14 protein-coding genes and 1 pseudogene are annotated in these 19,121 nt (G+C 64.7%); 10 read left to right on the top strand and 5 right to left on the bottom strand.

Annotation, left to right across the window (positions count from 1 at the left end; all coding sequences use genetic code 11):
* On the top strand, nucleotides 1-296 hold a 296-nt coding region (locus MJ797_RS20940), incomplete at its 5' end, for a hypothetical protein (protein ID WP_239339587.1).
* Between the two features lie 670 nt (nucleotides 297-966).
* Nucleotides 967-1,731 (top strand): PAC2 family protein, encoded by a 765-nt coding sequence (locus MJ797_RS20935; RefSeq protein ID WP_239339584.1) that lies wholly within the window; start codon nucleotides 967-969, stop codon nucleotides 1,729-1,731.
* Between the two features lie 108 nt (nucleotides 1,732-1,839).
* Here the strand turns inward: MJ797_RS20935 and MJ797_RS20930 are convergent, their stop codons facing one another.
* Nucleotides 1,840-2,082, bottom strand: coding sequence for a hypothetical protein (locus MJ797_RS20930; RefSeq protein WP_239339582.1), 243 nt, complete (start codon nucleotides 2,080-2,082; stop codon nucleotides 1,840-1,842).
* Nucleotides 2,079-2,813, bottom strand: coding sequence for an SDR family oxidoreductase (locus MJ797_RS20925; RefSeq protein WP_239339571.1), 735 nt, complete (start codon nucleotides 2,811-2,813; stop codon nucleotides 2,079-2,081). Before MJ797_RS20925 ends, MJ797_RS20930 begins: the two co-directional genes overlap by 4 nt.
* A gap of 110 nt (nucleotides 2,814-2,923) precedes the next feature.
* Between MJ797_RS20925 and MJ797_RS20920 the strand changes: the two genes are divergently transcribed.
* The 3 genes and pseudogenes from MJ797_RS20920 to MJ797_RS27595 all read left to right on the top strand — a co-directional run.
* Nucleotides 2,924-3,703 (top strand): AraC family transcriptional regulator, encoded by a 780-nt coding sequence (locus MJ797_RS20920; protein WP_239339569.1) that lies wholly within the window; start codon nucleotides 2,924-2,926, stop codon nucleotides 3,701-3,703.
* A gap of 518 nt (nucleotides 3,704-4,221) precedes the next feature.
* Nucleotides 4,222-4,863 (top strand): hypothetical protein, encoded by a 642-nt coding sequence (locus MJ797_RS20915; protein ID WP_239339566.1) that lies wholly within the window; start codon nucleotides 4,222-4,224, stop codon nucleotides 4,861-4,863.
* Between the two features lie 59 nt (nucleotides 4,864-4,922).
* Nucleotides 4,923-5,141, top strand: a pseudogene (locus MJ797_RS27595) (hypothetical protein); the annotation flags it as partial.
* A 189-nt stretch (nucleotides 5,142-5,330) separates the two neighbouring features.
* Here the strand turns inward: MJ797_RS27595 and MJ797_RS20905 are convergent.
* Nucleotides 5,331-6,761 (bottom strand): restriction endonuclease, encoded by a 1,431-nt coding sequence (locus MJ797_RS20905; RefSeq protein WP_239339562.1) that lies wholly within the window; start codon nucleotides 6,759-6,761, stop codon nucleotides 5,331-5,333.
* A 488-nt stretch (nucleotides 6,762-7,249) separates the two neighbouring features.
* Here MJ797_RS20905 and MJ797_RS20900 point away from each other — a divergent pair, with 488 nt between their 5' ends.
* From MJ797_RS20900 to MJ797_RS20880, 5 genes are all read left to right on the top strand, one after another.
* Nucleotides 7,250-8,077: a hypothetical protein gene (locus MJ797_RS20900; RefSeq protein ID WP_239339559.1), complete on the top strand. Its 828-nt coding sequence runs from the start codon at nucleotides 7,250-7,252 to the stop codon at nucleotides 8,075-8,077.
* A gap of 12 nt (nucleotides 8,078-8,089) precedes the next feature.
* Complete coding sequence (locus MJ797_RS20895; RefSeq protein WP_239339556.1) at nucleotides 8,090-9,277, top strand: ImmA/IrrE family metallo-endopeptidase; 1,188 nt, start codon at nucleotides 8,090-8,092, stop codon at nucleotides 9,275-9,277.
* Nucleotides 9,278-9,297: 20 nt separating this feature from the next.
* Nucleotides 9,298-10,746, top strand: coding sequence for a hypothetical protein (locus MJ797_RS20890; RefSeq protein WP_239339554.1), 1,449 nt, complete (start codon nucleotides 9,298-9,300; stop codon nucleotides 10,744-10,746).
* Nucleotides 10,747-11,056: 310 nt separating this feature from the next.
* Nucleotides 11,057-12,373 (top strand): hypothetical protein, encoded by a 1,317-nt coding sequence (locus MJ797_RS20885; RefSeq protein WP_239339551.1) that lies wholly within the window; start codon nucleotides 11,057-11,059, stop codon nucleotides 12,371-12,373.
* Between the two features lie 909 nt (nucleotides 12,374-13,282).
* Nucleotides 13,283-13,561: a CATRA system-associated protein gene (locus tag MJ797_RS20880; RefSeq protein ID WP_239339542.1), complete on the top strand. Its 279-nt coding sequence runs from the start codon at nucleotides 13,283-13,285 to the stop codon at nucleotides 13,559-13,561.
* A 33-nt stretch (nucleotides 13,562-13,594) separates the two neighbouring features.
* Here MJ797_RS20880 and MJ797_RS20875 read toward each other — a convergent pair whose 3' ends face one another.
* Together MJ797_RS20875 and MJ797_RS20870 are read right to left on the bottom strand one after the other, a co-directional pair.
* A complete protein-coding gene (locus MJ797_RS20875) occupies nucleotides 13,595-17,890 on the bottom strand; it encodes a trypsin-like peptidase domain-containing protein (RefSeq protein ID WP_239339540.1) in 4,296 nt (1,431 codons plus the stop codon).
* Nucleotides 17,891-17,917: 27 nt separating this feature from the next.
* A complete protein-coding gene (locus MJ797_RS20870; RefSeq protein ID WP_239339529.1) occupies nucleotides 17,918-18,337 on the bottom strand; it encodes a CU044_2847 family protein in 420 nt (139 codons plus the stop codon).
* Between the last annotated feature and the right edge of the window lie 784 nt (nucleotides 18,338-19,121).

Genomic DNA, 19,121 nt, shown 5'->3' with positions numbered 1-19,121 from the left:
GGTGGCTTCGACGAGTTCGAGCTGTCCCTGCCTATCTGGCGTTCCAGTTCGGTGACCCGCTCGGCCAGCTTCGTGGCCGTGGCGAGTTGTTCTGCCTGCCTCGTGATCAGCGCGCTCTACGATGCGATCGTGGCGTCCCGGTCCGCGAGCAGGCGCACGAGTTCCTCGTACGCCGGCAGGCCGGTGGATGCCACACTCGGAAACTACCGATCAAGCGCCCACCGTCAGATGACCACCAGCGCGATCAATCCACAAGATCCGGCGAACGGACAGTCAACGCCCGTGACCCCTGCTGAACAGCTAGAGCGCCGGGATAAACCGGCTTGGAGAAGGAGATGAAAGAGCTCTGCACCGAAGGGCCCGCGACCCACGGTGGCCCCGAGTCATGCGTCTGTGTCCGTGAGGGCGTGGGCGAAGCATTGACAGGGGTACGTGTAGGCCGGACTATTGAGCCGCGAAATCAAGACGACCGGGGTGCCGACATAGTTAGCTGTATGGAAGGCAACACCAACGGGGGCGCTATGCGCGAGCTTCCGGAGGACCCCGCGCGGTCGGAGAACCATGGCATGCACGGAATCTCCATGCACGAGAACCGGGAAGTCCCGCGTCCATCCGCCGGTGTGATGGCCGGTGGAACGCCCAGGGAACGCCGAGGCGGTCATCCTGGGATGCACGAACGCGGGAAGCCGGACATACCCGTAGTGTGCGCCGGGCGGCGCAGAGAACTAGCTGGTGAAAGTCCAGTCGGACCGGCCCCAAGCGGGGTCCGTAGCCGAAGGCGGGGGTAATGCCTCGCTGGGCATTGATGGAAGGTGTGGCGCGTTGACCGGTGGTTGCCGTGCGTTGGGCTGGCGCAAGCCGGTAGAAGTGTTCAACGATCTGCTGGAAAGGCATGCGTCGCCTTGACCGCTTGATTCCGCCCCTGGATAGCGACCGAAGTTGAGAGGGAAAGGGCTACCATCAGCGATGGATCTTAAGTCCACCAGGAAGCGGCGTTCGCCAGTCGTTATTGCTGCATTCGAAGGTTGGAGCGATGCCGCGGACTCATCGTCAGCAGTGCTCGATCACCTGGAGGCGGTATTTAATTCCGAAGTCATTGCCGAGATCGATCCGGAAGACTACTACGACTTACGGGAGAAACGGCCCACCGCGTCACGTACCCCTTCGGGCGCCCGGCAGGTCGTCTGGCCAACCACCCGCCTTTCCATCGTAAGAACCCCCCGTCTCAGTCGTGATCTTGTGTTGATTCGTGGAATTGAACCCAACATGCGGTGGCGTGCTTTTTCAGCTGAGTTGCTGGAGGCGGTGCGGGCACGCGGCGCCCGAACCGTCGTCACTCTGGAAACACTCCTCGCCGATACCCCACACGCGAGGCCTGTACCCGTCAGTGCGACGACGGAAAACGAAGGCACGGCGGCTAAATACCGCATAATGCATCGTTCCAAATACAATGGCCCGTACGGTGTTCTCAGCGTGTTCGCCGACATTGTAGCTGACGCTGGCCTAGATTCCGTGCACCTTCAGGCGGCGGTTCCTCACTATGTGGCCAATCCGCCGTGCCCCAAGGCTACGCTAGCACTCCTTCACAAGGTGCAAGATCTGCTGGATCTCGAGATACCTCCGGCCGACCTCCCGGAACGTGCCCAGGCATGGGAGCGCGAGGTCGACGAACTCGTCGCCGGCGATGCGGAGACCGCCGAGTACGTCAAATCACTAGAGGCACGGGAATAGACCACACTGCCATGTCGCGGGGTCCCGAAGAGAGTAAGGGAAGCTGGTGACGCCGAGCCTGGGGGCACTGCCACTGGCGCTAAGCTGATCAAGACGCGGTCTGGGGGGTCAGCGGGTTGGCGAGCCTGATCGTGGGCGGGGTGTCGTGGCGGGTGCTGTGCTGGCGGGGTTTCTTGACGGGTACTGGTTGTGCCGGGCGCGGCGGACGACGCGGGGGAAGGTGCGTTCGCGGCGGGTGTTGAGCCTGTCGGGCCGGGTGATGTCGGCGGCGAGTAGCCGCAGGGTGCGGTGATGCTGGTCATCAGGGGGGAAGGCCGGGTCGGTGACGACCCGGTCACGGATGATCCTCACGGTGCGCAGGAACTTGACCCGGTCGGGGTCCGATCCCGGCGGCGGTCGCGGCCCGGCAGGTCATCCCGTGTCCTTGGGGCAGCCCGTTCCGGGCTGAAATTCTTTGTGGTGGCCCGGGGCGTGGGGTCGGCCGGCGTGGCAGAGGGCAAGGCCTGCTTGGTTTGGGCGGGTGTGGCCTTCGTTGTGGTCTGGGCTTCTGTCTGCTGGCAGAGAAGCTGGACGTGGCTGACGATCTGGCTGGCTGCCCGCTGACGGCGACGCTCCTTGGTCCCCAGGCCGTCCTGAAGTCGGGCGCTGGGAGCCGCCCTGAGGGCTCTTCCGTGTGCCACGAGCACGAGGATCAGATTCGATCCCGCCCCGCGGCTCCCGCGGGCAGCCACCCGCAGGACCAGCTCGAGACGGGAGGCATCCCGGTGCTGCAGCCCATCCAGGACACCGAAGAGATCATCCAGCGGATCGCCGCGCTCGGACATCGGCAAAGCCGAACTGACCTGCTGTGTGCGCATCCCCGACCCCGACCGGCCCGGGCGTCGTCTGCAGGCCACGCCAGCGACGGCGCGGTGGAGCGAGTCAACGTGTTCGAAGTCGGCCTGCACGACATCGATCGGGCCATCAGGAAGACGAAGACGGGTCGGTTCTCGCGTCATCGCCCGAATCCGAGCGCCCCGGACAGCCAGGAGACGCAGAACCTCGCGACCGACCGTGCCGGTCGCACCAGCAACCAAGATCATAAGGCCATTGTGGTGGCGCCGGGCCGCAGCCTCTAGGAAATTCCGGCACACCGGTACGGAGTTGGCCCGCGGGAAGTCCAGTCCCAGACGACTAATCTGGGGACGTGGTCATGGTGGACAGGCATCTGCCCCTGCCCGAGACTGCCCGCCCTTGGATCGAGCGGGTGAGCGTCGCGACCTACGCCAGCGGCGTCGACCCAAACCCATGGATCCACGCCCCCGACCCGGCAACCACCCTCGTGTGGCGGCGGACCGAGGACGGCTACGGCGCCCTGCGCGTCCTGGGGCCCCGCACCCGGGCCGCCTACCACCCGAGCAAGGACATTCCCTTGTGCGTCCAGGTGCGGATCAACATCGGGTTCGTGCCGACGGTGCTCGGGATCGCGGCGTGCGACGTCGTCGACGGAGTCCTGCCGCTTCACGAGCTGTGGAATAGGTCAGCCGACCAGCTCGCGGACGATCTGACGGGGATCGGCGACGATCCGGCGCGCGTCGCGGCAGTCCTGGTAGCAACGTTGGACTCGCGTGTCAGAGAAGCGGAGCCGGATGGGTATGTGCGAGCCAACCTGGTCCAGGCCGCAGCTGTCGAGCTCTCGACCAGCGACAGCGGCGCGCCGGCAACGGTCAGCGAGGTAGCCCGCCAGGTCGGCGTCAGCGAGAGGCAGCTGCGTAATCTGTTCGCGGCGACCGTCGGAATCCCGCCCAAGCAGTTCGTCCGTCTCAACCGGATTCGCGCGGTCCTCGATCGCACCGGTTGCCAGCCGTGGGCCCGCCTGGCCAGCGATGCCGGCTACTACGATCAGTCCCATATGCCGGCGGATTTCCACCAAATCATGCGGGTAACACCAAGTCAGTTCCCCGCTGGGAAGCTCCCCGTCGTTCCGTGCTGAAGGCAGCTCGGCCCCTCGTTCACTGCCGTCGGCCCGCGACTGGGTTACGCGGTGCCTTGGTAGCCGGAGCTGCCAGTGATGGCGACTCGCCGTCGGAGCCCCAAACCTCCGTCGTCGTCACCGCGCTGGGCCGCCCATGAGCCGGAGGTACCGCGATGCGGGGCTGCCAACGACCCGCCCATCGAGAGTCCGGACCTTCATCGTCGATCTTGGATCGGCGCTGGCAGCGTCTCGCAGTCGTTACACCACCGTTAACAAGATCAGCAATCTGGACATGAAAACCAGCAAACGCCCAGGTTGGGTGGGATGCGACACCCACCCAAGGGTCGATCGGTGGAGCTAACGCACCAGAATAAGAACCGCTTGATCTTGGTTCGAGGTCCTGAGATCACCGTCCGGCCGGTCTCCACGAGGCTCCTGACCAGGGGCGATGCCCAGTGAGCACCCAGCCAGTACCCCCGACCGCCGGATCGAACACACGTTCAGTAAGCCTGGTGGGTCCGAACGGCACCGCCCGCATGGTGACCGTGATCGCGGGAACCGTCGTCGGGCTCACTTTCCTCTTCGGACTCGGCAACGTCGCCGCACTCGGCATCCGCCTCGGGGTCCCGACCTACGTCGCGATCCTCGTCGCACCCGCAGTCGATCTCTCCGTCGTCGGGCTCCTCCTCGGCGCACGCCACCTCACCCTGTACGGCGGACCCACCGAAGTCATCCGCGCCGCACGACGCCTACTGATCTTCGCAAGCACCGTGACGCTCGCCCTGAACATCACCGAACCCCTCATCACCGGCCACTACGGCAAAGCCGCCTTCGACGCCGTCGGCCCCCTCCTCCTGATCGGATTTTTGTCCGCAGTCTGCGTGTCTCGTTTAATTCGGCGGGTAGTGTCGCGTATCGCGATCCCGGCATTCAAACCTGCATCGAAGAAGGAAGTGCCATACGCGGCCGGCGACCAGGCGGACGCGGCATCCACGCAGGCAGAAGATCAACGAGACAAGCGACGGCAGAAAACGAGAAAACGCGACGCTGTCACAAAGCAGAGAGAATCGGATGGTCAGAAGTCGGCCCCGGCCTCCTCCAAGCTATCCAGACCACCGCCCCATCCCAGAGCTTTTCCCCAGCAGCAAAGAAGGCTGACCGGCCACAGGATTCAGTAACGCCACCCACGATCGCGCGAAGCCGGCAGAAAGCAGCAGGCACCACATCACGTCAGACCGAGCGGGACGCACGCCAGCAGGATCTACTCCACCGCGCACGCGCCGAAGACGTCCTCCACTGGCAACATCACCACCGCCCCATCTCCGCCGAAACCCTCCGCAAACGACTTCGCATCGGTGCGGGGACCGCGCGCAGCCTGGTAGCGCAGCTGCGCAGCGACACCAGTGCGACGTTTGATACCTCGGCGCCAGAGTCGGCCGGCAACGGGGCGGCCTAACGCCGTTCGGTGGCCCGTCGGAGCTTGACTGAGGGCGTCCACGACGGTGCCAGTCTGGGCCGTCACCGGCAAGGAGCGACCGACGCTGTGAGGCGGCAGGTACAACCTGCACGGAATATGACAGAAAATGACATGTAGTTTCCGGAAGAGCGGTCAAGATTTCTGTAGTTGACTCGGCAACTATCGACGCTATTTTCCGGTTCGTGTTCGACGTCCACCAACCGGCAACTTTATTGTCGCCTCGACGCCCATATAGCGTTTGAGAAGATCGAGGAGGTGGGTACCGTCCCAGAGTTGGATTTGTTTGCCCTCGATCCACTCGTACGCCGTGGGGCCGAAATGGCTAGTCGTCACGACCACGCCGTGGGTCGCCCCTTCGTGGATATACGTGCCATACATCTCCCGCACCGCCGCCGCGTCGACCGTTGTCTTATACCGCTTGGCTTGAAACAGGGCTTTGAGAGGGAATACGGGGTCTTCGCGGAAAGCGATTACGTCAACACCACGATCTTTGGACTCTCGAGTCTGCATGACCTTGTAGCCCATGGCCACTACCAGATCGTGGATGAGGGTTTCGAATGCCTGCCATTCCAGGTCCATCAGGTCGGCGCGGAAGGCGAGATCGATTGGAGTCTTCGCCTCGATGAAACGGTCGTCGTTCAAGTCGAATTCGAGGATCGGCGGTACGGGCAGTAGCTCGGCTGGGCTGCGAGAGGTACGGGCCTTGAGGGTCCTGCGCAGGCAGTCGTTCGGGTCGAGCTGGTCCAGCCGCAGCGGCCCGAAGATCGAACGGGGTACGTTCACGCTGACCAGCACGGGCTGGATGGGATGCCCGGTCGCAGTGTCAATCGTGTCGACGATGCCATTCAGCACCACATGATCGACGATCTCGAACTGATCAGCTTCAAAGATCTCGTATAAGGTGCGGAGAACGGTCGCTCCGAGCAGCTTTGAATAGCGAGCCCGTACGTCCGTCGGAGTACGGTCCTTTTCGCTGATCGTGGCGCTGGTCTTCACGTACCGGTAACTGGCAACGCGGGGGATGACCGACGAGTCGGGAAGGGTGACGACGACTTTGAGTTGGCCGGACGCGGTGATGTACTCGACGCGTCGGCCGGTGGGGAACCCGTCCGGGAATGGTCGGGCGTCCAGCACCCGCGCGAAATAGTCGCCGACGGTGTCCGGGTCGCCCTCGCGCAGGCTGCGCCGGGCCGCGTCCACACGTTCCTCATCCACCGAGCGTGCCCGCGCGAGTTCCGCGAGCCGGACCCGCTCCCGTTCCTCGTTCGCCCGGAGCGCGGCGGCGTGGTCCGCCGTCGCGGCGGCGACGGCTTCGCGATAGGCACGGCCGCCGACGACCCGCCGGAGCCCGGTCGGCGTCTCCGGTAGGAAGTCGGCGTGGTCGGGTGGCGGCTCAGCGGTGAGCAGCCCTTCTAGGCCGGGAGGCGGCAAGTAGAGCCGCCGCCGGGCTGCTGCGATACGGGCACGATTCGTCCGCGTGAGACCGTCCAGCAAGATCGAGTCGAGGCGGTGCAGGGTCTCCGCGAGCTCGGCGGTCCTCGCCTCGGCGGCCTGCGCGCCTTGTTCATCGCGTATCCGCTTCGCGTCGCGGCTGTCCACGGTCCTACCCCCGTCGTCGCGCTGACGCCCGAACCGCAACGCCTGCGGACGACTACCTGAGTGTCGCAACGCGGTGCGGACATGCTTCGTGATGAGACGATTACAGCAGACTCTCGTGGGTTCAGTGCGCGAATCCGTAGAAGGTCCACGGTCTGATTCGGCTCGGCGTTCGTAACGGTGCACGACACCCGCGGATCATCGACGTCCCCTTTACCGACAAGTGCCCGCAGTGACGAGCCACGGGCACTCGCGGGCTGGTCGTGTGTTCCCCGTCGGCCGCTGCGGGCGGCTTCTCACGAAGGGTCGTTGTGCAGGGGGCGCGTAGTCGCTGTCGCTGAGGTTGGGTGCCCGTTCGGCTTCGGCGATGGGGTTCGGGAGGGCCGGCTGAGAACGCCCTCTATCAGCAGTCGAACCGGTGCAGATGATGTATAAAAGTTAAGTGTAGACTCCGAACATCGGTGATCTAGTGAAGCGGACAAGGTGATCGCATGGAAAACCCGCAGCCGTCGGGATGGGCCGAGGCGCGGTTCGGAGCGCTGGCTGGCGAGCTTTGTCGAGCGATCCCCGAGGCGATTCACCGCGCTCATGAGCTGGCGCTCGCCGCGCACGTGAGCGCGGAGCTCGCGACGAACGACGCCTACGGCGCAACGTTGCACGCCCAGCAGCACCAGCAGCTGGCGGAGCAGACACGAGGGCTCGACGGGGTGCGGCTTCGGAAGCCGCTCGGCGTCCGAAGCCGCTTCGAGTTGGTCGTTGTCGATGCGATGGCTGTGGTCCTGTATCCCTGGCGGTACGCCACGGACCGCGCGACACCGCGCACCCAGGCCAAGTTCCGCACCGTGTCGGACCTGCGGAAGAACCTGTTGACGCTGACAGCGCGAACGGTCGATCCGCAGCTCACGATCGACCACATCGACCTCGATCCGGAAGATCTTGACGCGGACTTCGCCGACGAACAGGCGGTTCTCGATCAGCTGGCGGCCTTCGGTCAGGTCGTCACCGTCGGCTATGCCAGCAGCCCGTCGCTGGGAGTCTTCGACCTGGGATGGGGAGAGCTGGAACTGGTCGACGACGAGACAGGCGAGGTGATCTGGCACGGATGGGAGCCGCTGCGGCGCAGGGGCCACGGCGGCGCGGGCGGCGCGGTCGCGTCGGGCCCGCTGAAGCCTGTCGACGGTTCCGGCCGCACGGGCCGGTTCGACGACGCGCCGTTGGAGGACAAGTTCAACATGGCTCCGCGCTCCCCGCTCGCCGCGCCCCCGACCAGCGAACCGGAACCGCCGCAGCGGCCTACCGGTAGCGACGAGACGGACTAGAGGGCGACGGTCTTGGACGATCCGCGGCAGCTACGCCTGCCGGACCTGCACTCGCCGCACCCTGCTTCCGGCGCGTCCGACCTGGCGGCGATCGCGGCGGGATTCGATCCTGCCCGGCTCACCCAGGCCCGTCGCCTGGCCGGGCTGACCAAACGGGCGGTCGCCGACCACCTTCTGGTCTCTCCGGTCGCCGTCGGGCAGTGGGAGGCCGGCACGCACACGCCCCGCCCGGACCATGTCGCCAGGCTCGCGGACCTTCTCGGTGTGCCGCCCGCGTTCCTGGCTGCCGGCCGGCCGTACGCCCGGCTGGAGAGCTCGGCAGCGCACTTCAGGAGCTTGCGGCGAACCCCGGTCGGTGATCGCAACAAGGCGATCGCGTTCACCGAACAGGTGTGGGAGCTCACTCACGCGCTGGAGAAGCGGGTGCAGCTTCCTCCTGTCGACCTTCCGGGCTTCTCCGCCGGGGAAGTCGTCACCGACGCGACCGGCGCCGACCCGGTCACGGCCGCGCGGACGCTTCGGCGGGCGTGGACCCTGGGCACCGGCCCGATCCCTCACCTCGTGAGGGCGCTGGAACACCACGGCCTGATCGTCACCCTCGTCCCGTTCGCCGGCAAGGCCACCGCGACAGTCGACGCCTTCTCCACCTCGCACCTGCCCCGACCCGTCGTCGTCCTCACCCCCGACCGGGCCGACGACGTCTACCGACACCGGTTCACCGCGGCCCACGAACTCGGCCACCTCCTCCTCCATCCCGACACCGCCCCGGGCGACGCGATGCAAGAGAAGGAAGCGGACGTGTTCGCCGCCGAGTTCCTCACCCCGAGCAGCGAGATTTCACCGCTTCTGCCGGCCCGGGTGGACCTGCATGCCCTCGACCGGCTCAGCAAGCAGTGGGGCGTGTCCGTCGACTCGCTCATCTACCGCTGCCGCGAGGTCGGCGCAGTCTCGGACGCGGCGTACCGCCGCGCCTACCAGCGGCTCAACCAGCTCCGGAACCTCGGACTCTTCCAGCACGAGACCGTCGACGGCTACCCGGGAGAGATCCCCGTCCTCCTCAGCCGGGCCTACGCCCTGGCAGAACAGCACGGACTCGCTCTCGCCGCCCTCGCCAAGGAACTCGCCTGGCCTCTGCCGCGACTACGCCTGCTGCTAGGCCAACCCGACGCGGACACCCGACCGCGCCTCCGCCTCGTCTGACCGACAGTCTGTAGGAGAACGTGCGGTTCACCGAACTCACCGGCATCAGCGTCAGCGACGACGACGACTGGTTCGACCCGGTCCTCACCGAAGACACGCCCCTCTACGTCGACCCCTTCCTTGTCTTCGAGGACACCTCGCCGCTGTTCGTCGACGCCCACGAAGCCGTGGTCCGGTTCTTCGCCACCTGCCGCGACCTAGTCCAGCTCGACGACGGCCACCGCAGCCGGCACTGGGACAAGGCGCTGCGCCTGCTGACCTTCCCGGAGCCGAAGGAGTTCGCGCTCGGTTTGTCCATGGGGTCACCGAACGGCTCCGGCACCGACGAGCACTTCGCCGAGCAGCTGGCCGACGCACTGGAAACCATCAGCCGTGCCGTCGAACGACGCGTCGCGTACGTCGAAATGTTCGCCCTGTTCGCACCCGGCCTGGGCGTTGACCGCATCAGCGACATCTTCTGCAACATCCTCAAATCCTGTTTTGTCGCATACACGCAAGACGTGTGCAAACGCCACGGGATACCCACCGAAACGATCAGTGTGCGGCACGCGTCGTGGAACTCCGAGACAGCCCGATGGTCCGACACGCGGCTCCGACTGCCACGCAGCCCCGTCACCGGTGGAGCCGTCCTACTCACCCCCGACCGTTTCCTGCAAGACATCCCGCTGCGGATCACCGCCAGCGGCCTCTACCGATGGGCCGAGACCAACCGCAATGCGGAACTACGCGACGACCTCAACTACAGTCTCGCAGCCGCGCTCAAGGAGACCGAACGCGCGGAACGAGGCCGAGACATCGCGAACCGGCGGCCGGACATCGCCTTCGACTACGTAGACGACGTCGCCGCGCAGGCAGACCTGACGCCGTACGACGTGAGCAAGGACCCCGAACTCTTGGTGCGCTGGTACGAGGCTGCTCGTCAGGGCAGGCACATCGAAACCGTCACCTCCCTCGACCAGCCCGATCAAACGGAGTTCCACAGCTGGCTCGGAACGCTGATAGACCGCTTCACCCATGCTGTGGAGCACAGTGACCTGTGGCGCGTCCTGTGGAACGACGACCTCACGAAGCCACGCAAAGAGAAGATCGTCCAAGCTGTCGCCGGACAGATGTGGGCCTTGCTCTGCGAGCGCGCCGACATCGACATCAGCCGCGAAGCGAACATGGGCCGCGGACCCGTCGACTTCAAATTCTCCGCCGGCTGGCGACGCCGCGCGTTGATCGAAGTCAAACTCATGTCGAACCGAAAACTCCGCCAGGGCGCAGAGGCGCAGCTTCCCGAATACTTGACCAGCGAACGCATCTCCTGCGCCTACTACGTCTGCGTCGGCTTCACCGACAACGAACTCTCAGACGACCGAAAGACGCTGGTCCGGCAAACCTGCGAAGCCTACGAAGCAAAATCCGGACGCACCGTGACACCGCGCTTCGTTGACGCACGCCCCAAAGAATCCGCGTCAAACCTGTGAATACCACGCCGCGCAGGTCAAAGCGGATGCCGTGCCCGCAGGGGCGAGTCAGCCATCAGACAGCCGACCGCCACCAGTCGCCCAGGCGCCAGCACGGTCGATGGCCGTCAGGCGCGCGTTCGCTGGCGGAAAACAGATCCGCAGCCTCTGAAAATCTCGGCCGGACGGGACGGTCGACGGGTTCGGGGCGGCGGTGCGGACGGCGTCGCGCGGGCAGGGTCCCTGGTTCGCGACAGGTCTGGCCCCTGTGATTTCGCCTAGATCGCCGGCCGTTGGTCGTCGGCTTCGCGTCCCATCGAAGATCTCAGGTGTGGGCGAGGACAATGCGCACGTGGACAGGGCATGGGCGGACGTGGACCGAGGCCGTCGTGACCTGGACTGGTCGATCGCGCTCGGCGAGCCCGATGATGCCGCCTTCGTCAGCGACGCGGGCCGGGTCCTCTTGCGCCGCATGGCTTCCGACCTGGAAGCGTTCTTCGGGCCGGGCTGGCTGCACCGGGCCGTTCAGCAGCATGGCTCGGCTCCCAGGCCGACGCTGGCCCCCTATTGGCCTTCGTTGACGAAGCTGCCCGGATTCGTCAATGCCGTCGGGCTGTGGGCGCGCCTCCAGCTCCTTACCCTCGACCAACCGCCAGGCGTCGAGGTACTTCGCAAGAACCTGCAATCCAATCCCGTGGGCGACGAGTTCCACCACCATGTGACGTTGGCTCGCTTGGCGGTCCAGGCCAGACTCGCCGGCGCCCGGGTTGAGGTCGAACCGGAGAAGCCCACGGGTGGGCCGGGCGATCTTCGGATCGGTCGGGGCGACGCCGACGTGTTCATCGAGATCCGCGGACTCGGCCCGGGAACTGCGCTCATGGACCACGAGGCCAATGCCGACAGGGCTCGACACCACCTGTGGGCGTTGGAGTCCCGATACAAGATTCGCTGGGCTGGTGACCTGCCCGCGCAGGTCACACCGCAGTGGCAGATCGACACCGAGCACACCGCACGCGAGGCCGCCGAGTCCGGCCTGCCCCGAGACGTGCTCGCCAACGACTACGCACTCACCGCGCTCCCAGAGGCGAATGCCGCGAAGCCGTCCCTGGCCAGCCCCGACCTGGCTCTCAACCAGGGCCACCGCGTCTTGAACGCGATCGCGGTCAAGGCGCGACAGACCGCGTCAGCCGGCGCTGCCTGGGTTTGGCTAGCGGACAACGGCTCGCTCTGGCCGCTGACCGAGTTCGCCTGGTACCCCTTAGCCCAGAAGGTCGACACGCTGGCGCGGTTCCTCGTAGGCCTCTTCGAGGACCATCCTCATCTTCTCGGTGTTGTCGTCACCTCGTCTGAGCTGCGGTTCGCCCAGCCGGTCGACAACGAGACCGCGGCCCGACCCAAAGGCGCTGGCATCCGGCGAACGTTGTTCAACGGGCTGGTCCGCGACTCAATCGTGCTGCACCGCAACCTTCTGGTCCCGGCCCAGTTCCGGCTCCTCGTCGACCTTTGTGCCAGCGAGCCAACCTGGCTCGACGATGCGCTACACCGCCTCGACGTGCCTTCCGGACTCGGCAGCCTTGTCGCGCGGGACCACCGTCATCTGGTGGGACCCAGGCCAAGGCCCGACCTGCATGGCCTGTACGTTCCGTGACGATCGGAAACTGTCCCGACTTACACCGTCACTTCCCGCGACCCGGATCATCCGACCATGAACTCCGCGCGTGGTGCGACGACCCGAGCAGGACGAAGATGACACCAAGTCACCATTCCCCGCCGACAGTCGGGAACCTAACGCACCACAATAAGAACCGTTTGATCTTTGTCCAGAGTCCTGAGATCAGGATCCGGCCGGTCTCCACGCGGTCGCTGGCCAGGGATGATGCCCGGTGAGCATCCAACCGATAATATCATCTTACGAATCGAACGAGCGTTCCGCATACCTGGCGGTTCCCGACACGCCGGTCCGTCTGGTCACCGTGATCGTGGGGGTGGTGGTCGGACTGACGTTCCTGTTCGGTCTGGGCTACGTCGCCACCCTCGGCGTCCCCACCTCTGCCGCGGTTCTCGTCGCACCGGCGGTCGGCCTGTTGTCCCGCGACGCGCTGGGCAGGCCGGACGCGTCGCCCGCACTCGGAGCGGTGGACCGGGCTGTCGCACCCGCTGAGACAGCACGCCACCACGACGGTTCCGACGCATGCATGCAGGATCTGCTGCACCGAGCACGCGCCGAACACGTCCTGCACTGGCAGCAAACACCGCCGCCCAATCCCTGCCGACACCCTCCGCAAACGACTTCACATCGGCACCGGGTCGACGCGGTCCCTGGTCGCACAGCTGCGCGCCGACACAAGCGGCGCACTCAGCCACCCGCCTTCACCGCTTGCCGCGCCGTAGCAGCAGGCGAGTGCGTAGGACCCTGGCTGCACACCAGCTCACCTGGCCCACCACCGCCCGGGCCAACCGAGAAGCTATTTCCGCCCGCCAACGCTGTCGGCAGTAGCCGATAGAGTGTGGATTACGGGCAGTGTAGACGCCCGGCCCGAGGTGTGGAGGTCCCGACGTGACTATCGACGACTTGTCAAACCAAGCCCGCTGGCTGCTCTCCGACGTAATGCATTGGGATTTGACACCTGCCGATTGGGTGTACGTAGAGTCCGCAGTAAGCGCGCTGGCTGCGGCGTTAGATCACGAGAACCGCGCTGAGTTGCACAACGCCATCGGCGACCTGGAAGTCCTTGGTCCGACCAGGGCAAGCCGGGTTCGGAATAACCACACTCAGGTGCCGCCGCCGATTCGAGAAATGATTGATGAAACGATTCATCGGCTGGCTCGGAAATAGTGCGACGGCTCCTGAAAACATTCCATAGGAGTCTCAGGTAAGGTCGAGACGGAGGATTTCACGCTCGGTAGCAACTATCAGTGCATCCGCGAAGAGCGTCGTCGCGCGGACGGGTGCGGCCAACCGTATTCGGTGAATCTCAGCCCCGGTGTGCGCGTCCCATATACGGATTGTACGGTCCCACCCACCGGTGATGATTATGGGCTGTCCTCCCAAAGTCCCGCACTCGACCGTCGACACACGGCTGCTGTGTCCTTCGAGTGGCGGCCCTATAGACGTTTGTGTAGCGGGGTTCCAAAGCCTTATTGTGTGATCCCAGCTTCCGGTAGCTACGATTGGCTGGTTAGCCAGTACACCGCTGCCGATAGCGGATACCCAATCCGTGTGGCCCGTGAGCGGAGCGCCGAGTGCCGAACGAGTCGCCACGTCCCATAGACGCACAGTACCGTCGTCACCGCCTGTGGCTGCGACTATGCGATCGTCCATAGGAAAGGTCGTGACGGCAGAGACACGACCGACATGGCCCGTCAGGGGCTGGCCGAGGTGACGTCCGCTGGCATCAAGCAGGTACACACTTCCGTCTCCGGCGCCAGCTAGGACGACTTGCTGACCGTGGAGGTGCGAGATTGCTAGGGTGCTCACCCTGGCGTCGAAACGCTGAAGTAGTTCGGAGGTCGTGGTGGTACCCGTGACGGTCCAGCTCCGAATGGTTTGGTCGTCACCACCACTGACGAGGACGGCACCGTCTCCGCTAGCCGCGACGGCAACTACCACGCCCTCGTGATCCTGAGCGGCAGCTCGTAACAGCTCTCCATTCTCAAGGTCCCATACGCGGATGCTGCGATCCTCGTGGCCTGTGACCACGACAGCCTGTCCTCCGATTTTCATGGTCGTGGTAGCACTGGCGGGACTCACTCGCTGCTCTGTCGAGTCCTTCCGTCGGGCGAGCTCGGTGAGGTTCCACACCCGTACTGTGCGGTCACGGCTTCCTGTTACGGCGATCGAACGTTCATCGAACGAGGTTATTGCTATCCCTGTAACAGGTGCGGTATGCCCCCGCAGCGTCTCGCCCATAGGTTGACGGTTGGTGAGATCCCAGATCCGAGCAGTTTCATCGTCGCTGCTGCTCACGGCGATAGGACGGTCGCCCAGTCGCCCAGTCGCGATGGAGCGTACCCGGAGATCATGGCCGTGCATCGGCGCGCCCAGCGGTGAGCGGGTATTCAAGTCCCAGATTCGGACAGCTCCGTCGTCTCCGCCGGTCAGCGCGACCGGACGGCCATCGAGCGTGGCCGTCGCAATCGCGCGGATAGGGCAGTTCTGGCCCATCGTCGCCTCATCGCCTGCTGAACCATCGGCTAGGTCCCAGAGTCGTATTACGCCGTCGTCACCCCCAGTAACCGCGACTTGCCGCGAGTTAACTGCCGTCACGGCGATTGCGTTCAGTGGGCCAGCATGGCCGTCGATGGCCTCCCCAAGGGCAGTTCGCCTGACGAGATCCCACATCCTTACAGATCCGTCCCAGCTCGCCGTCATGGCGACCGGGCGATCGTCGAGGACAGATACTGTGATCGCGGACACGCGGGCGGCGTGGCCATACAGCGGAGGCCCGAGCTGCTTGCCAGCCGTCAGGTCCCATAGCCGCACAGAGTGGTCGTGGCTCCCAGTTATTGCAAGGGTATGTCCACCTAGCTGGGTCACAGCAATTGTGGTCATGCGACTTACTGTGGACTCGGTTTTCAAATCCAGCCTGCGGTCATCCATCGATCTCGAGGAAGGCCCGTTCATGATTTCTCCGTAAAGCGGGGCACCGAAAGGCCGTCCAGTAGCAAGATCCCAGGTGCGGACCGTTCCATCCCAGCTGCCGGTGACCGCCACAGTACGATCGTCGATAGTCGCAATAGCAACGGCGTCCACCCAGTTTGAATGGCGGCCAGTCACGAAGTGCGGCACTGGGGGCGACCCCACAAGCCATCGGGTTGACAATGGGAGCTCGAAGATGCCCGCTTCCATCCTGCCGGCAAGTGCCGAGCGATATCGGCGGGCAGCTATTTGTAGCTGTGCCGCGCGTTCGACAGCCCGCTTCCTTCCAATCGGAAGATCGTGGAATGCTGCAAGATATATCTGCGCATTCAAGCCATTGTAGGAATCGCCGCGACTCCGCAACGCAAGAAATAGTCCAGCGGGTTCCGCAGCAGCGAGGAAGTCAGCATCCTCCACGAGGCACGCCAGTTCACCCGCAGCAACGGCATGCACAGCGAGATACTGCTGAAGATACGGATGAGCTTGATCCCAACGAACTCTTCCGCGACCATCCACCGAGACCGTGCCAACAAGCGCTTCGAATATCAAGGTATCGGGCGAGCGCGTTCGCGCCGTCAGATGGTCACGTTTCAAAAGATGATCAGCGAGCGCCTGATGATACAACCTGTAGTAGACCCCTTCATCCACTACGGTTGTCTCGACGAGGTAGTCCGCAGCAGTATCAAGCAGGCGATTTACATCAGCGACGTCGTATTTCTCGCCTGGCGGCGCTAGAGCCGTAGCGAGTTCTGGCCAGATTCCGATGGAGTCGTGCGGCAGGCCGTCGACCTGAGCATAAGCCAGCGGTGTAAGCATACGTTCAACCCAGGCTTGCTCTTTCGGGCTTCCCAGACTAGCAAGATATCGATCGAGCGCGTTTTCCACGTTTTTCGGGAACTGCTGCAATGTGGGGTCGCCTGGGTAAATGGGCTCTGGTCGATTAAGTAGTTCACGCGTGACAAGCTGGGCGATCAAGAATGAGGGATATGCTGCATCGCACACGGCCTTCGCAACGTCGAGTGCCAGCTCACTTTGACCTCGGTATGGCGTGTGACCGAGACTGTCTACTGGAGATACACCCGCCTGGAGAAGTCGCTGCCAAATGTATTCTGTGAGATCTGAACGTTCGAGGTAAGGCTGCCGGTCGAGATCGATCAGATTCATCTTACTGGATGAGCTTTTGCTCCCTGCAACCCCGAGAACGACAAGCAGTCGTTGGGTTGGACCGCCCTTCCGGGTGCCTATCAGAAGACGCAGGCCAGTGTCGGCTGCCTCAAGCGCGAGAAGGCCCAAGGCCGCTGCCAGCCGTTCGGGTTCCTTCGACTCGTCCACTGCGTCAACCACGATTCGGAGGGGGTGCTGTCGGCCAAGTAGGAGGTCTACAAGCCTATCCGTCAGGATCTGATCGTCGGCAGAAGAACTTTCTGGAGCATCCTCGCTTGTGTTCACAATCGCGATGATGCGTTCGACGACTGTGCGCGGGGCGAGCCCGCGCGCATGCACAGCGATGTCGATCGAGCCGGGCCGAAAGAGCCGCAGCGGATCGGATTCCAGCAAGGCAGGGCTGCGCTCGCGATATGCAGCATTCGACATGGTAACAAGGCGCGCGAGTACAGCAGATTTCCCGGACCCTGGGCCGCCTGTCACTACCCGCAAAGGGTCAATAGTGTCATACGCAGAACCAAACCACTCAACAATCTTTGTGAGCGCCTCTCGACGTCCAGTGAAAAAATAACCTGGTCGGATCGCCCGTTCCACACCGCGCGCTCGCGGTTCCCAGTGCGATCTCCACTCAGACGGCGATACGACATCCGCCGAACTCCCTACCGCGTCCGCGACGGGCGAAAAACGACGAGCAAGATCCCTGACGCGGGTCGCGTAGACGATGCCGCCCAGCGCCGTCCCCTTGCCCTCGTCCCCAGGCGGATAGGAACGCACCATTCCCACTGCCACCGCACCGACCCGGCCGGTGACCGAAGACGGCTCGTGGAGTACCGGTCCGCCGCTGTGGCCTTTCGGACTTTCCGGAGCAGCCGCAGCCAACGGCTTCAGCCCCAGCTGCAACGCCGGCGCGGCCACCCCCGCCCGGTGGACCCGCCCATCCGGATCATCAACGGTCCCGCTGAACACCGTCCCGTCAACGTTCGCGGCGCTGGCCGGGAAACCCTCAGTACGAATCTTCCAGCCATGCCCGACCGTCACGCCAAGGGGCACCGCGACCCGAGCCAACAACCCGGTCAGACCCTGCACATCCTGACCCCTGGCCGCCACCCTGCCCGTGTCCAGGGCAAGCACAGCCCCGTCCAACGCCTCGTCCACGTCAACGACCCGCACCGGAACGAACGCATACCGCCGACCTTGCCCACCGGCCCCATAGAGCAGGCGAAGCCACAATGGCTCGTCGTCCAGGTCCTGGACGCAGTGCGCGGCAGTCAGCACAAATCCGCCCGCGATGACAAAACCGGTCCGGAAATCCTCATCGCCCATGGACTGATCTGGTGTGCCGCCGGCCAGGAGCCGGCCCACCCCCGCAAGCATCCCTGTAGCCGCCGATCAGGCAACCGGCGGCGGACAGGATGGACGGCGGGCCAAAGCCACGGTGACCTCCACCGCAGCCTCACCCTCCACCGACAGCACCGCCTCGATGGCCTTCCCCGACCCCGCGGTCAAAGTCACCCCGAACTTCACTTCGACCGAGTCCACGCTCAACTGGCCCGGGGCAGGTTCGACAAGCCCCGCACCGTCCAACTGCCGGGACACTTCTGCGGCGACCAGGCTGATCTGCCCGGTTACCGCGGCCACCGCGGCCCGCACCGCCTCCTCACCGCGTCGCACCACCGGACCCCGCCGGCGATGCGCCCCCGACGCATCCTCCAACCCCGGCCCACCCGGCCGGACCTTCACCGACGCCGCAGGCGCCAGCGCCACACCCACCTCAGACGACCAGCCCTCGAACGCGCTGTCCTCGTCCATCACGGTCCCCCGACCACACCAACGGCATCACCCGCCGCACCCGAGCAGAGGCACCCAGCATCCCACAGTCCTCGCACCAACCCACCCAGAGCTACCACCAAAGCCGCACAGACGTGAAGGCGGCACAAGCACAGACACATACAAAATATCCTGGATGGTCACACACGGTAACTATCCTCGGTGGAACCAATGTTCCGCGCGAACCAAACGATCATGCTGCCGACCTGCCCTTTCACTGACCCACCAGCCGCTAGGCCGATAGATCGAACCTATTTATGCAGGTCAGATGCTTGTTGCTCTACGTGGTGGGGCGGGTGGGACTCGAACCCACGACCGACGGATTATGAGATCATCGGCTGATCGTCCCTGGACGTCCACCGACGTCCATTGGTGCAGGTCAGGGGCGGTTCGGATTCCATCAGTGTCCGCGCTCGTCCACACTCGTCCGCCGGCTTGGCTGCCAACCTGGCTGCCGAACTTGAACCCTGCGTGGCCCGGCTCGAACGGGCTGGCCCCCTCCACAATGGGCCGGCGGTTTGGGGTCTCCCCGCCGGCCGGCGCACGCCGTGTCGCCGATTGTAGGGCCGGCCACGCATCGCGGCTAACCACGTTTCGCGGACCACCGGCTGTGTTCGTCGGGCATTGACACGACCGCCGATGACAAGATCGACCCGCGCAGTCCGCGGACCTCCACCGCCACCCATACATCCGGTCTGCCGCTGTCCACTCCGGTTGGCGAGCCGTATGCAGGCTTGGCTGTAGCCGCTATGCCGCCTTAGAACTA

It is taken from the genome of Protofrankia sp. CiP3 (assembly GCF_917627345.1).
In the GTDB taxonomy this organism is placed as follows: Bacteria; Actinomycetota; Actinomycetes; order Frankiales; family Frankiaceae; genus Protofrankia.
Note: the sequence above shows the minus strand (reverse complement) of the source record. Positions and strands in the feature narration are given on the sequence as shown.